At 33.4% G+C, this 14,484-nt stretch carries 10 protein-coding genes; 4 read left to right on the top strand and 6 right to left on the bottom strand.

Going from position 1 to position 14,484, the window contains the following annotated elements:
* Window positions 1–198 precede the first annotated feature (198 nt).
* The 5 genes from trhA to AC8GF4_RS11080 form a co-directional block, all read right to left on the bottom strand.
* Window positions 199–831: a PAQR family membrane homeostasis protein TrhA gene (gene trhA, locus AC8GF4_RS11100; RefSeq protein WP_506594674.1), complete on the bottom strand. Its 633-nt coding sequence runs from the start codon at window positions 829–831 to the stop codon at window positions 199–201.
* A 103-nt stretch (window positions 832–934) separates the two neighbouring features.
* On the bottom strand, window positions 935–1,972 hold the full coding sequence (locus tag AC8GF4_RS11095; protein WP_506594672.1) for an alkane 1-monooxygenase: 1,038 nt from the start codon (window positions 1,970–1,972) through the stop codon (window positions 935–937).
* Window positions 1,973–2,410 (bottom strand): DoxX family protein, encoded by a 438-nt coding sequence (locus AC8GF4_RS11090; protein WP_506594670.1) that lies wholly within the window; start codon window positions 2,408–2,410, stop codon window positions 1,973–1,975. It abuts the gene before it with no gap.
* 72 nt (window positions 2,411–2,482) lie between these two features.
* Window positions 2,483–3,061 carry a Crp/Fnr family transcriptional regulator gene (locus tag AC8GF4_RS11085; RefSeq protein ID WP_506594668.1) on the bottom strand — a complete coding sequence of 193 codons (579 nt, stop codon included), beginning with the start codon at window positions 3,059–3,061 and terminating at the stop codon, window positions 2,483–2,485.
* 50 nt (window positions 3,062–3,111) lie between these two features.
* Entirely contained in the window at window positions 3,112–3,342 is a 231-nt protein-coding gene (locus tag AC8GF4_RS11080; RefSeq protein WP_506594666.1) for a hypothetical protein, read from the bottom strand.
* A 267-nt stretch (window positions 3,343–3,609) separates the two neighbouring features.
* Between AC8GF4_RS11080 and AC8GF4_RS11075 the strand changes: the two genes are divergently transcribed.
* The 4 genes from AC8GF4_RS11075 (at window position 3,610) to AC8GF4_RS11060 (ending at window position 12,033) form a co-directional block, all read left to right on the top strand.
* Window positions 3,610–8,169, top strand: coding sequence for a PAS domain-containing sensor histidine kinase (locus tag AC8GF4_RS11075; protein ID WP_506594665.1), 4,560 nt, complete (start codon window positions 3,610–3,612; stop codon window positions 8,167–8,169).
* A 13-nt stretch (window positions 8,170–8,182) separates the two neighbouring features.
* Window positions 8,183–8,605 (top strand): response regulator, encoded by a 423-nt coding sequence (locus AC8GF4_RS11070; protein WP_506594664.1) that lies wholly within the window; start codon window positions 8,183–8,185, stop codon window positions 8,603–8,605.
* A 10-nt stretch (window positions 8,606–8,615) separates the two neighbouring features.
* Entirely contained in the window at window positions 8,616–9,671 is a 1,056-nt protein-coding gene (locus AC8GF4_RS11065) for a PAS domain-containing protein (protein WP_506594663.1), read from the top strand.
* Window positions 9,672–10,677: 1,006 nt separating this feature from the next.
* The gene (locus tag AC8GF4_RS11060; protein WP_506594662.1) at window positions 10,678–12,033 is read left to right on the top strand and encodes a hypothetical protein; all 1,356 of its coding nucleotides are present in this window, start codon (window positions 10,678–10,680) and stop codon (window positions 12,031–12,033) included.
* 115 nt (window positions 12,034–12,148) lie between these two features.
* Here AC8GF4_RS11060 and AC8GF4_RS11055 read toward each other — a convergent pair whose 3' ends face one another.
* Complete coding sequence (locus tag AC8GF4_RS11055; RefSeq protein ID WP_506594661.1) at window positions 12,149–14,416, bottom strand: aconitate hydratase; 2,268 nt, start codon at window positions 14,414–14,416, stop codon at window positions 12,149–12,151.
* Window positions 14,417–14,484 lie beyond the last annotated feature (68 nt).

Genomic DNA, 14,484 nt, shown 5'->3' with positions numbered 1-14,484 from the left:
TTCAATACGTACGATTTCGAGGTAATTTATTAATTTTTATCGTATTTCATCCCACAAAAAGGTGTTTTTGTCGAGATTTACAAATATAAGTTAATTGTTAGATTAGAAAGTTAAAGGAGTATTAAATTTTAGAAAAATGTTATAAAAAAATCATTTTCAAGTACTACAGTTAAATTTTACAATTAACACAAAAACAAATTACAAACTTATAAATATAGAAATATAATGAAATACAGTACCCAAAAGCACAAAAAAATGCCAAATAGTGTGATAGTATTGTTTGTGACCTTTAACATAAAAATAAACCCCAAAAGTATAACAAATACCACCGGCGAGAATCCATAAAAACACAGACAACGGAATGACACCCCACAATGGTTTAATTACAAATACAATCATCCAACCCATGATTAAATAAAGTACTACTGATACAAATTCAAACCTTTTGGTGTAAAACACCTTAAAAATAGTACCTAATAAAACTACAGACCACATAATGCCAAGAAACAAAAATGCAGTATCTCTTTTTAAATACAACATCATAAGGGGAGTGTAAGTCCCTGCAATGAGATAATAAATACTGATATGATCGGCAATATTAAGTATGCGCTTTCTTTTTTCATTTCGAACTAAATGATACAAAGATGAAAATGTGTAAACCAATAACATACCAATTCCGAATGTAAAAACCGAAAATAAAGTTATTAAATCATGTTTTTGAAAAGCGATTGCAATCACAAAAGGCATACCCACTAAACAAAAAAGCACACCCATAATATGCGAAATACCATTTGCCAATTCTTCTTTTCTAGTTTGAATTCTTTTGTCCATAAAGGGGTAAATTTATTATACCAATTTTAAAAAAAACATTACTCTCTAGAGATTAATATTACAAAAATTTCACTCCTTAAAGATACTACTTCAAAACCGAATTTTACGCATCAACTTCTACAATTTTTTTATTAATAATTGCAAACCAAAGTGGCGGCAGCAAAGCCAAAAGCATACTGCCGGGATAACCCAACGGCAATTGCAAACTATCGTCCATATGACGTAAAATTTGATATTTACGAGTTGATTTATAATGATGATCACTGTGCCGAGTAAGTTCAAACAACAAAATTCTTCCCATTTCATGATCACTGTTCCAGGAATGTTTAGGCAAAACACGTTCTGGACGACCTGAAGGCAATAATGTTCTTTGCAATCCGTAATGTTCTATATAATTGATAATTTCCAAAAGCAAAACTCCAACAAAAGCAATGGCTACTGCAAATGGAACTAATGAGAATCCAAAAAGCAATCCTACAGCCAAAAGATAAATCATTTCATAAATTGAGAACCGAATCATTTCATTGCCCCAACTCCAAATTGTTTTGTTTTCCCGTTTCAACCTGTCGTTTTCCAATTTCCAAGCGCCTAAATATTGTCCTATAATGGAACGAAAGAAGAAAGCGTAAACCATTTCATTTTTTCTAGCTGTTGCAGGATCGGCTATAGTCGAAACATTTTTATGATGTCCGCGATTGTGTTCTATAAAAAAGTGTTGGTACAATACAAAAAGTAAACCCGCTTTGGCAAAAAACTGAGCAACTTGATTTGTTCGATGTCCCAATTCATGCGCTACATTAATTCCGGTAGCCCCCAAAACAATCCCGATACTCAAAGTCAGACCAACCAATTCTGAAGTTGTTAAAATTTTAGTCTGAACTGTATCTAAATAGTAATAAGTCAAAAACAAACAAATAGGAGCGCAAATAAATAAAAGCAAATCAAAAAATAGTTTTTTGGAACGACTCTCCTCTTCTTCAAGTGGAACATTTTTTTCAGAAGCAGGTATAATGGCGTCCAAAATTGGAATAATTCCAAAAGCCAGAATAACGGTTGCCCAAGACCAAATCCCTCTGTTTTCTAGTGCCAACCAACCAGAAAGAGGAATGATATAAGCTAGTATGTATTTTAAATCTTTCATCTAATTCTTTTTAGAATTCCGCCAAGACTGCCAAGCACCAGTTGACCACAAAGCTACTGTTATAAGTACGGGTTGAAATGGAAGTCTAGCCCAACGAGCAGCATCGGTATCTAAACCAAAAGCATTTCTATGTTCCACCAACTGAGCAATATTTCCTGGAAAAACCAACACAAAAAATAAAGCTACTATCCAACCCACTTTCACTCTTTGCTTCAAAACAAATAGCAAAGACAATCCCAAAACAATCTCGACAAAGCCAGAAAGTAAAACCACCCAATCAGGATCTGAGGGTAACCAAGGTGGTACTTGAGCCAGGAATTCTATACGACTCCATGTAAGATGGCCAATTCCTGCTAGAAGTAGAAAACATCCTAAAGTGATTCTACAAATATTTTGAAGATTAGAAGTTTTATGATTCTGAATTATAGTCGTTTTCATTTTTTTATATAAAGATAAAAACAAAGTAAAACGAAAAAAAACCGTTAAGCAATAACAAATGTTATCAAAATGTCAGGCATTTTTCAATCTGCTCAAGTGAACCGACGACACATTAAGATACGATGCAATATAATGCTGAGAAACCCTATTGATAATGCACGGAAAAATAACATTCATTTTATTATATCGCTCTAATGGACTTTCGGTATAAAGCGACTGAATCTTATTACTGAAAATAAAAAAATAATCCTCAGCTAATCTTCGCCCTAACTTTTCCCCCTGTTCCAGAATTGAATAACCTTCATGAAGTGTTGCAAAAGTCATTACAACCACTTCTGTTGCTTCCAAAGCTTGAATTGAATAATTGGAAGGTTGTTTTTTGAGGAAACTTTCATAATCGGCAGAAAAAGTATTTTCTAAAGAAAAATGAAAGGTATGTTCTTCTTCTTTTTGATCTACAAAAAACACTCTCAACAGTCCACTATTAACAAAATAAATTTCCTTACAAACACTACCAGGAGAAAGAACCATTTGATTTTTGGCGAATTGTTTAACCGTAAATTTTGGAGCATACAAATTCCATTCGGCTTCTGTAATTGTAATATAAGAAGACAAAACTTGATGTATTTGTTGGAGTTGGTTTTCTAGCATAAAATAGCAATTCTAATAAATAATCATGAACAAATTTTGAGTTACAATTTCTATAACATTTCCAAATTTACACTTTTATTGACGATTCCTGCTTTTTTGAATTTGACCCAATATTTCTTTTTCTCAACCAAAGTTAATTGTAAAAACAAAAGCCCTAGCCCTGATGGAAGCGGTATCCTTTTGGCGTCTCTTTTTTTAGAGACACCAAAAGATACAAGTGGACAGCAGGAACTAGCTCCTAAAAAAGTGTCCCCTGAATCAATTCCTGTTGCGATTGTCACTTTTTGTATATTAAGAATTAACTATAATTTCTTTTTCATCATTGCAATATTTGATAAAAATACCCCTATAATAAGATGGTTTCCAAAAAGCAACTATCAAGTAAGGGTGCCAAAACAGTTATTTTGACTCATCCAAACTCTATTTTAAAAGTTTTACTATTCAGAATTAAAAAAAATAATTACCTTTAATATTAAATACTACAAAATATTATATAATAATTAACATTTTCTTTAATAAAAAGAGAATAGACTGTAATATCTAATAATATGATTGGTAAAAAAACTTTACTTAAGTTCTTCAAAATTTCGCCCACTCCAAGTTTGATGTTGCTTCCTGATGCGCCAAAATTTACTATTGTCAATATCAATGATGCCTATCTGGATGCTACGTATTCAGAATATGATGATATAGTCGGCAAAGGTTTTTTTGAAGCTTTTCCGATTAATACTTCAGATTCAACGGTCGATGTGGTTAAAAATTTATCCCAATCATTACAAACTGTTGTAACGACCCTGAAAAAACACAAAATGGATATTCAAAAATATGATATTCCTATTCGAGGAACATCAAAATTTGAATTGAAATATTGGGAGTCTGAGAATATCCCTTTGCTTAATAATAATGGAAAAATAAAATTCATAATTCATTCTTTTAGAGATCTTACCGAAAAAACAAAAGTAAAAAATACACTAAAAGAGTTTGAGTATTTCTTTAACAATAGCAATGACTTTTCCTGCATTGCCAACGCCGAAGGGTATTTTGAAATTGCTAATCCCAGTTTTAAAAAAGTATTGGGATATTCACAAAATGAGCTAGAAATAAAACCGTTTATTGATTTTGTGCATCCTGACGACATAGCCGCTACCTTAAAAGTATACGACCAGTTGAAATCGGGTGCTACTTTAATTCATTTCATCAATCGCTATCGCAAAAAAGATGGCGCCTACCTTTGGCTTGACTGGAATGCCACTCCAAATCCTGTTACTGGAAAACTCTATTGCATTGCGCGAGATTTTACCGAGAGTAAAAAGGCAGAAATGGATCTGAATAATTTAAACCAAGAACTGGAACAAAGAGTTAAGGAACGAACTGAAGAAGTCGAAAAAGTCCTTGAAGAAAACTCTATTATTCTTGAGAGTATTGGGGATGCTTTTATTGCTGTGGATAAGTTATGGTCTGTCACTTACTGGAATCACATTGCTGAGAGCGATTTTAATGTTTTAAAACAGGATATTGTCGGTAAAAGTCTATGGGATGTGTTTTCGGATATTGATTCAGAATCCTACAAAAAATATCATAAGGCAGTTGCTATGAATCAAGTCGTGCATTTTGAATATTGTTATATGGCTTTAAACAAGTGGTATGAAATAAGTACCTATCCATCAGAAAATGGCTTATCTATTTTCTTTAGGGAAATAACAGAACGGAAAATATCAGAAAAAAAAATAAAGGACAGTGATGAGCGTTTCAAGGCCTTAATGGAAAATAATTTTGATATAATTTCACTCAGCGATGATAATTTGAACCTAATTTACCAAAGCCCTTCAGCGACCCGCATTACTGGCTGGACAGATGCCGAGATGAAAAACGAGAACACCACTTCTAAAATACATTTCGAAGACAGGGAAAAGGCAAAAAACACCATCAGGGAAGCCATTAAAAATCCAGGGGAGTCTATTCCCAGTTTATTCCGTTACCTGCATAAAGGCGGGCACTATATTTGGCTGGAAGGAAAGGTTACCAAATTAGCTGATGGCAATGTTCTAAAAGGCATCATATACAACTGGCGTGATGTCACGGAAAGGATTGAATTAGAGTATTTGTTAGTAAAAGCAAACAGCCTAGCAAGACTTGGCAGTTGGGACGTTGATTTATTAAAAGGAACCGTTTACTGGGACGATATTACCAGAGAAATTCACGAAGCCGAAAACAATTTTGTTCCTGACCTAGATACCGGTATTAATTTTTATAAAGAAGGACCGGGAAGGGATTTAATTACAGAAAAAGTAAAAGAAGCCATTGAGTTGGGTACCCCCTGGGATGAAGAGCTAGAAATCATTACGGCAAAAAATAATGTATGTTGGATTCGCACCATTGGTGAAACAGAATTTGCAGATGGAAAATGCATTAGAATCTATGGTAGTTTTCAAGATATTACCGAACGTAAAAAAGCGGAAATAGATACAGAAAGACTTAATGAGCGGTTGCAACTTGCAACAGAGAGCGCACAACTGGGACTATGGGATTGGGATGTAAAAAATAACAGCCTGATATGGGACAAAGCAATGTACAACCTTTATAACCTTACCGAAAATGAATTCACCACCGTTTATGATGGTTGGGCTTCCAGGGTGCATAAAGAAGACAGGCAACGAGTAGATAATGAGATACAATTAGCCCTTGAAAATAAAAAAGATTATAACCCTGAATTCAGAATTCTATGGCCTGATTTATCTGTTCATTATATAAACGCCTCAGGAATTATTGAAAGAGACAATGATGGAAATGCAGTGCGCATGACTGGCTTTAACTGGGATGTAACCGAACGCAAACAAGCCGAAAAAAAATTGATTGAAAGTGAAAAACTTTTTCGGGACCTTTTCCAGAATATGCAACAGGGCTTTGCTTATTGCAAAGGGATTATTGAGAATGAAAAGGTGGTTGATTACTTCTATATAGCGGTTAATAGCGAATACGAAAAAATGTTTAAGGTAGAAAATATCAAAGGAAAAAAATCATCTGATGTATTTCCGGAAGCGATAACATCTGATGCTTCCTATTCCCAGGTATTACAGGAAGTGGTTTTGGAGCGAAAAAGCCTGATGTTTGACATCTATTATGCCCCTTCCGAAAAATGGCTTTCGGTAACAGGTTATAATTCAGAAAATGAAAATTTTGTTTTACTGATTGAAGACATTACTGAACGCAAGAAATCCGAAGAATTAATCAAAAAAAGTAACGAACGTTTTGAATATGTATCCAAAGCTACTTTTGATGCTATTTGGGATTGGAATATCAAAGAAGATAAAATTTATTGGGGCGATGGTTTTGAAAAAATATTCGGTTATAAGCCGTCCATGCTTAAAAACGACAGTACAGCCTGGTTACAAAACATACATCCTAAGGATATCAAAAAATTAACCGAAAGCTATTATACTATTGTTAAAAATAAACAGATCAACTGGATTGAAGAATACAGGTACAAAAAAAGTAATGGTCAGTATGCCCATGTCATAAATAAAGGAATAGTAATTCGGGATACTTCTGGCAGAGCTACAAGAATTATCGGAGCCATGCAGGACATTACCAAAAGAAAACAAGAGGAGCTGCAATTAAAACTCTTAGAATCTGTTGTTACCAATACCGGTGATTCTATTTTAATTACTGAAGCCGAACCCTTTCATGAACCAGGGCCACGAATAATTTATGTCAACGATGCTTTTACCAAAATGACCGGATATAAGGCGGATGAAGTTGTAGGTAAAACACCCCGAATATTACAAGGTCCAAAAACCGACAGAGAAGAGCTAAACAAATTAAGAGCAGAAATACGAAAATGGCAACCTTCTGAAGTGACATTATTGAATTATAAAAAAAATGGAGAAGAATTTTGGAATCATATTTCTATAAATCCGGTTGCTGATGCCAAAGGCTGGTATACGCATTGGATCGCTATTCAACGGGATATAACGCAACAAAAAAGAGAAGAAGAACGATTGAAATTATTAGAAACGGTAATTACCAATACCAATGATGCCGTTTTAATAAAAGAAGCAAAACCTTCATGCGAATTAGGAAGAAAAATTGTTTATGCAAATGAATCCTTTACTCGTATTAGCGGTTATACTTCGGATGAAATTATTGGTAGAACGCACAAGTTATTGCAAGGTCCTAAAACCAATAAAGAAGAATTAGTTCGTTATTATAAAGCCCTTGATGAATGGCAACCCTATGAAATTGAAATGATCAATTATAATAAAAACGGCAAAGAATATTGGGTGAATTTGTCATTAAATCCAGTGACAAACTCTAAAGGAGAATATACGCATTGGATTTCTATAGAACGGGATGTAACCGAAAGAAAACACAATGAGTCCAAACTCAAAAAACTAAACCGCTCATTGGAAAATCATATAAGAGAATTGGCTATCTCTAATCAAGAACTTGAGCAATTTGCGTATGTAGCTTCTCATGATTTACAAGAACCTTTGAGAATGATTACGAGTTTTCTAGCACAAATCGAAAAAAAATATGAAGATGTACTAGATGAAAAAGGCAAAAAATACATCTTCTTTGCCGTTGACGGTGCCAAACGAATGCGACAAATTATACTGGATTTATTAGAATTTTCACGGGTAGGGAAAAATGAAAAGAGACACGAAAAGGCTGATTTGAATATTATAATCGAAGAAATCTTTTTATTATACAGAAAACAAATAGAAGAAAAAAAAGCCGTAATAAATTATGAACCACTTCCAACATTACAAAGTTCTGTTACCACATTGAGACAGGTTTTTCAAAACTTAATAAGCAATAGTTTAAAATATTCAAGTCCAGACATTGCGCCTGTTATAGATATTTCCTGCAGTGAAAGCAATAGTTCTTGGAAATTTGAAATAAAGGATAATGGTATTGGTATTAATCCAGAATATTACGACAAAATATTTGTCATTTTTCAACGCTTGCATACCAAAGAGGAATATTCAGGAACTGGAATGGGGTTAGCCATTACCAAAAAAAGTATAGAGAATTTAAAAGGGAAAATTTGGGTAACATCTGAAGAAGGTAAAGGCAGCTGTTTTTATTTTACCATTCCAAAAAAATAAACAACAGAAAAACATGAAAAGAATTCACATTTTACTAGTCGAAGATAACGAAGGAGATATTCTTTTAACTACAGAGGCATTAGAAGAGGGGAAAATAATCAATAAAGTGAGTGTCGTTAAAGATGGTAAACTAGCTATTGATTTTTTAAATAATAAAGAACCTTATGCTGATGCAGAAATACCCAATCTGATTTTACTGGATATTAACTTACCCAAAAAAAATGGTCACGAAGTATTGAAGTACATAAAAGGAAGTGAAAAATTTAGGCACATTCCTATAATTATGCTTACCACTTCCTCTTCCGAAAAAGACATTCATGAAGCTTACAATCATTATGCTAATTGTTTTATTACCAAACCCGTAGATGTAGATGATTTTATGGATGCTGTGACACAAATTGAAAGTTTCTGGATTAGTATAGTACAACTTCCTTAAAAGAATTAAAATGAAAGCAATTAATGATAATAAGCATTATGAGATAGTCGTCGTCGAAGATAATTTAGGCGATTATACCCTAATTGAAGATTATTTAGAAGAACAATTTTTATCTTATAAAATTTCTTGGGCAAAAAATTTTATTGAGGCCAAAGAAATAGTAACTAATGCAAAAATTAAATATGATTTAGTACTCTTAGACCTTTCGCTACCTGATAAAAGCGGAGAAGAACTTATAAATGAAATAGTACCGCTTTGCCATGGGATACCAATAATTGTTTTAACTGGATATTCCGATACTAATTTTGGTATAAAATCATTGTCGCTGGGGGTCTCTGATTATTTGATAAAAGATGAATTAGATACCATTATATTATATAAAAGTATTATTTATAATATAGAAAGAAGAAAAGTAGTACTACAATTAGAAACTTCTGAAAAGCGGTACAGTGATTTATTTCATTTAAGTCCGCAACCTATGTGGGTTTATGATATGGAGACTTTGCGCTTTTTAGACGTGAATCTAGCAGCAGAAAAGCACTATGGTTATTCTTTGCAGGAATTTTTGGGAATGACAATTAAAGACATCAGACCAACTGAAGATATCCCTCTATTAATTAGAGATCTTGAAAGAGTAAATAAAAAAGTAGGGGTTTCATCATTAGGAACCTTTAGACATTTAAAGAAAAATGGAGAAATAATATACGTTGAAAAGCAAAGCAATACCCTACCTTTTCAGAACACAATCGGCAGAATTATTTTGGCCAACGATGTCACAGAGCGTAATGCTTATGTCGAAGCCATCGAAAAACAAAATGAAAAATTAAAAGAAATTGCATGGATACAATCGCATGTGGTAAGAGCTCCTTTGTCACGAATGATGGGTCTTATTGATATTATTAAAAACTACGAAATTGATGATATAGAAAATAAAAAATTATTGAATTATTTGTTAGCCTCAGCCGAAGAACTTGATATTATTATAAAAGATATTTCAAAAAAAGCGGAAACTATTAATCTTGAAATAAAACACCATTCCTCTAAATCATTGATAAAGAATAAATAATAAATGTAATGCTGAAAACACTAAAAAACTTTTCATTGAATACGTTACTATTGAAGTTGTGAAATTCAATAGTATCGCAAAAGAATTAGAATATTGCAAAGACAAAGTCTCCCGAATTTTCCTTAAATCTCTTTAGAAGTTTATGTAATTTTCCAAAATTATAAAAAAAGAAAAATATTCATGCTTTGTGAATTTGTATCGTGTATCCATCTTGTGTGACAAAGTCGGGTGCATTTTAAACCCAGAATCCGCATTAGACTTTGTCACGAAACTGAATTATTCAATAAAAGCAAGAGCTCACGGACTATTTTTGAAGATGTAATACTTTTGTATTTTGAATTTAAAAATAGGAGAATCAAGCAAAGCGTATCTTGAACTCCAATGTAAAATATAAAAGCGTGAAAAAAGTTCTTGGTTTTGAAGAAGAATTCAGATGCAGTAGATTTCTAATGCGGAATCTGGGTTAAAATACAAACCAAACAGAGTCATAACTTTATAAATCAATCCTTATAAAAAAAACTCCCAAGTTGCCTTGAGAGTTTTTGATATAAAGAAATTGATTACTTATGAATTACTAGCAGCCGCAATTAAATTTAATGCTGAACCGGCTTTGTACCAGCCAATTTGTCCTTCGTTTTAGGTATATGATTAGCCAAGATAACATCTTTACTTCCATCAGCATGAACGAATTTTAAAGTTAGTAGTTTTCCCGGAGCAAAATCTACCAAATCTGTTAAGTAAATAATGATGAATATTATCGACTATTAACTACTAGCAAAAGTAATATTCAATTACTTGGATTTATACTTTTTAGCTTTATTTATAATTATAAAAACCTTGCTTGCAACTATGTGCTATAATCCTCGCAAACAACATAAAAGTAATAAAATAGAAATCTATAAACAAAGAGACAATATTACAAATCGTTTAAGCAAACAATTATCATAAATTTTTTACAAATCAAAACTATTTTATTATATTTGATTATATAATTTAAATCTCAGTTATGAAAAGACTTTACACAAAATTATTTTTTATAATATTTCCTTTATTAATTATCATAAGCTGTCAAAAGGATGATCTATCAGAACCGAAAACAAATATTCTATTTTCTGTAGATTTACAGAAACAATCGAATGAAAGAAAAACTGAAATATATGTGGCTGCCTATACTCCTGAAGGCGAATTATTAAATTATGGTAGCATAATCGACTCTACCAAATGGGATCTAAAGGCAAAATATGATGGTAAAAAAATTGACATTGTATACTTTGAAATGGTAGATGTGTATGGAGATAGTTATGTAAATGTTTATCATATAAAAAATATCAGTGTTGGACAATCATTTACGCAAACAAAGAAAGCTTATTATCCAACAGTAGGTGATAAAGCATTTGAACTAAAAATTGAGGATTTTGGAAATAGATCCGGAAATAATACCGCAAAATTTGCATATATGAGTCATGCATATAAACATAATACTGGAAATGCCTATTGGGGAGATTTTGATTGGGCAAAAATTGAAGATGGTTATACTTATACAACTGCGTATTCATATTTAGACAATGATCCCATTAAAATAGAGAAGGGTTTTGAACTTGTTCTTTTTGAAAGAGGCACAAACACACCCTATACAACCTATATCGATTTAACAAACAGAAGCAATGATGATATTATTACATTAAATAAGAGTGATTTTACTGCTGCTGAAACAAAAATAGTCCAGGTAAATGCCATAAGTGATGATTATCGAAATATGTTTTTGTATACTTATAATTCTAAAACCACTAGACAAGATATAATGACATCTTTTGATCATCATTCGACTGGTAATGAAATTTTTTACATCAATAATGCAAATTTACTGCCCATAAGCCATTGGAAATTTATTTATGATTCAGGAGGAAAAAACACTTCATATAATATTTTTAGTAATAAAGAAATTCCTTCCACTTTTGAAATCAAAGAATTAACAGGACAAGTGTTAACAAAAAATAGAAATGAATATAACCTAACTCACGCTACTATTTTTCCTAACAAAAAGTTAGCAAGAAGTAAAGTTGGTTTTTACAAAAAAACTAACATGGCTAATTTTTCTTATGAAATTATTTTTGATAGCAGTGAAAGTATAGGGACTACTAAAGTAACACCGCTTAAAATCCCAACTAAAATATTAAATTATAATAGTGTTCTTACAGAACTAAACAACACAGATTGGTCAACTTTTGCATACACTCAAACCTATACCGATATCCCTAATAATTCATCTTTAGATTATTTAAAAAAGAGAGTATTTCAAGGGGATGAAAATAACAAATCAAATGATGAATATATATTTGAAAACTTTTATATTGGACTTTAACTGATGCGATTGCCCATCTGAGTACTTTCTAAAATAATAGAAATAAATAGTTCCCAATACAAAAAAAACTCCCAAGTAATTTGAGAGTTTTTTTATATATAAATATTTAAAATACTTAGGCGTTACTAGCTGCTGCAATTAAATTTAAAGCTGAACCGGCTTTGTACCAACCAATTTGTCCTTCGTTGTAGGTGTGGTTTGCCAAGATACTATCTTTGGTCCCATCAGCATGAACGAATTCTATCGTTAATGGCTTACCTGGCGCAAAATCAACTAAATCAGTGAAGTTGATGGTGTCATCTTCTTGGATTTTGTCGTAATCAGCTTCAGTAGCAAATGTCAATCCCAACAATCCCTGTTTTTTAAGATTCGTTTCGTGGATACGGGCAAATGATTTTACCAATACCGCTTTTACGCCCAGGAAACGAGGTTCCATAGCAGCATGCTCCCGAGAAGAACCTTCCCCGTAATTGTGATCCCCAACAACAACAGAAGGAATTCCAGCTGCTTTGTAGGCTCGTGCTACTGCAGGAACGGCATCGTATGCACTTGTCAATTGATTTTTAACCGAATTTGCTTTTTGATTGTATGCATTCACGGCCCCAATCAGCATATTGTTTGAGATATTATCTAAATGTCCGCGGAAACGCAACCATGGTCCGGCCATAGAAATGTGGTCCGTAGTACATTTCCCGAAAGCTTTAATTAACAATTTAGCCCCCGAAATATTTTTACCATCCCAAGGCTCAAATGGAGCCAATAACTGCAAACGATCCGAAGTTTCGCTTACTTCAATTTTTACACTTGAACCATCTTCGGCTGGCACTTGAAATCCACTATCTTCGACTGCAAAACCTCTTTTTGGCAATTCGTCTCCAAATGGAGCAGTTAATTTCACTTCCTCTCCATTGTCATTCAACAAAGTATCTGTTAGTGGATTAAAATCCAATCTTCCTGAAATAGCCAAGGCAGCCACCATTTCTGGGGATGTTACAAAAGCATGGGTGTTTGGGTTACCATCAGCACGTTTAGAAAAGTTACGATTAAAAGAATGCACTATAGTGTTTTTTTCTTGCTTATCAGCTCCTGCTCTATCCCATTGTCCGATACACGGTCCGCAAGCATTGGTAAATACTTTGGTTCCCATTTTTTCGAAAGTGGCAATCATCCCGTCTCTTTCTATAGTATATCGAATTTGCTCTGAACCTGGATTGATTCCGAACTCCGCTTTTGGAGTGATTCCGTGTTCTACTGCTTGATTTACGATTGAAGCCGCACGAGCCATATCCTCGTACGAAGAGTTGGTACAAGAACCAATTAATCCCCATTCTATTTTTAATGGCCATCCGTTTGCAGCAGCTTCTGCTTTCATTTTAGAAACTGGAGTTCCACGGTCTGGAGTAAAAGGTCCATTAATGTGCGGTTCTAATTCTGACAAATTGATTTCGATAACTTGGTCAAAATACTGTTCTGGATTTGCATATACTTCTGGATCTCCAGTCAAGTAGGAAGCCACTTTATCGGCAGCATCCACAATATCCTGACGATCTGTAGCAGCTAAATACCTACGCATGGAATCATCATAACCAAAAGTAGAGGTTGTGGCACCAATCTCGGCACCCATATTACAAATAGTTCCTTTTCCCGTACATGACATTGAAGTAGCTCCTTCTCCAAAATATTCAACAACAGCTCCAGTCCCACCCTTTACAGTAAGAATATCGGCTACTTTAAGGATTACATCTTTTGGAGCGGTCCAACCCGATAATTTTCCAGTCAATTTGACTCCAATTAATTTAGGAAATTTCAATTCCCAAGACATTCCAGACATTACATCTACAGCATCAGCACCACCAACGCCAATGGCAAGCATTCCTAAACCACCTGCATTTACAGTATGGGAATCGGTACCAATCATCATTCCCCCGGGGAAAGCGTAGTTTTCTAAAACGATTTGGTGAATAATACCTGAACCTGGTTTCCAGAATCCAATACCATATTTATTTGAAACAGAAGATAAAAAATCAAACACTTCTTTGGATTGTGTATTTGCAACTTCCAAATCAGCTTTAGCTCCGTTTTTGGCTAAAATCAAGTGATCACAGTGAACTGTAGTTGGTACTGCAACAGTTTTCTTTCCAGCATGCATGAATTGCAATAGAGCCATTTGAGCTGTTGCATCTTGACAGGCTACTCTATCCGGAGCAAAATCAACATAATCCACTCCTCTTCCATAAGTTTGAGTAGCAGTTCCATCCCAAAGGTGACTGTACAAAATCTTTTCGGTTAAAGTAAGTGGACGACCAACTATTTCACGTGCTGTATCAACACGACTTACCATGTTGCCATACACTTTTCTAATCATTTCAATATCAAAAGCCATAAGATTTGTATATAATTGTTACTATTCAATTTTAAACAAACAAGATACAAAAAAATAGGGCACAAAAA

It is taken from the genome of Flavobacterium rarum (SeqCode), assembly GCF_965234445.1.
In the GTDB taxonomy this organism is placed as follows: Bacteria; Bacteroidota; Bacteroidia; order Flavobacteriales; family Flavobacteriaceae; genus Flavobacterium; species Flavobacterium rarum.
Note: the sequence above shows the minus strand (reverse complement) of the source record. Positions and strands in the feature narration are given on the sequence as shown.

Excerpts from the sequence above, each read along its gene's own strand:
- trhA (WP_506594674.1), bottom strand. The coding sequence starts at position 831 with ATGGACAAAAGAATTCAAACTAGAAAAGAAGAATTGGCAAATGGTATT.
- AC8GF4_RS11095 (WP_506594672.1), bottom strand. The coding sequence starts at position 1,972 with ATGAAAGATTTAAAATACATACTAGCTTATATCATTCCTCTTTCTGGT.
- AC8GF4_RS11090 (WP_506594670.1), bottom strand. The coding sequence starts at position 2,410 with ATGAAAACGACTATAATTCAGAATCATAAAACTTCTAATCTTCAAAAT.
- AC8GF4_RS11085 (WP_506594668.1), bottom strand. The coding sequence starts at position 3,061 with ATGCTAGAAAACCAACTCCAACAAATACATCAAGTTTTGTCTTCTTAT.
- AC8GF4_RS11075 (WP_506594665.1), top strand. The coding sequence starts at position 3,610 with ATGATTGGTAAAAAAACTTTACTTAAGTTCTTCAAAATTTCGCCCACT.
- AC8GF4_RS11070 (WP_506594664.1), top strand. The coding sequence starts at position 8,183 with ATGAAAAGAATTCACATTTTACTAGTCGAAGATAACGAAGGAGATATT.
- AC8GF4_RS11065 (WP_506594663.1), top strand. The coding sequence starts at position 8,616 with ATGAAAGCAATTAATGATAATAAGCATTATGAGATAGTCGTCGTCGAA.
- AC8GF4_RS11060 (WP_506594662.1), top strand. The coding sequence starts at position 10,678 with ATGAAAAGACTTTACACAAAATTATTTTTTATAATATTTCCTTTATTA.
- AC8GF4_RS11055 (WP_506594661.1), bottom strand. The coding sequence starts at position 14,416 with ATGGCTTTTGATATTGAAATGATTAGAAAAGTGTATGGCAACATGGTA.